1 protein-coding gene is annotated in these 467 nt (G+C 58.5%); it reads left to right on the top strand.

Annotation, left to right across the window (positions count from 1 at the left end):
• Positions 1-62: 62 nt before the first annotated feature.
• A partial coding sequence (locus tag EN893_RS37540; RefSeq protein WP_164901571.1) for an ABC transporter substrate-binding protein occupies positions 63-467 on the top strand: 405 nt, incomplete at its 3' end.

The raw sequence follows: 467 nt of genomic DNA, 5'->3' as shown, positions 1-467 counted from the left end.
TCAAAAAGCACCCCAAAGGGTGAAAAACAACGTGGAACAATAAAACAAGGAGGAATACCGAAATGAAGATTGCCAGATTTTTCATCGCCGGGCTTGCACTCGCCGGGCTCACTGCCGCTGCCAGTGCCGGTACGCTCGACGACATCACCAAGCGCGGCGAGTTGCGCGTCGCCGTGCAGACTCAAGGACCGCCCTTCTCGCTGGTTGGCGCCAACGGCGAACGCACCGGCAGTTCGGTCGAACTGGCCGAACTGATGGCCAAGGAAATGGGTGTGAAAATCACGTTCCTCGACTTCGACTGGGATGGTCTGATTCCGGCGCTGTTGTCGGGTAAGGCCGACCTTCTGGTCGCCGACATGACACCGACGCTGGCGCGTGGCATGAAGGTCGCCTTCACCACGCCTTACATGTACACGGGCAGCACCGTCTTCACCAAGGCCGACAGCAAGTTCAAGACCACTGAGGAC

This window comes from Mesorhizobium sp. M7A.F.Ca.CA.004.04.2.1, assembly GCF_004022825.1.
GTDB lineage: Bacteria > Pseudomonadota > Alphaproteobacteria > Rhizobiales > Rhizobiaceae > Mesorhizobium.
This window is presented reverse-complemented; position numbering and strand designations above follow the sequence as displayed.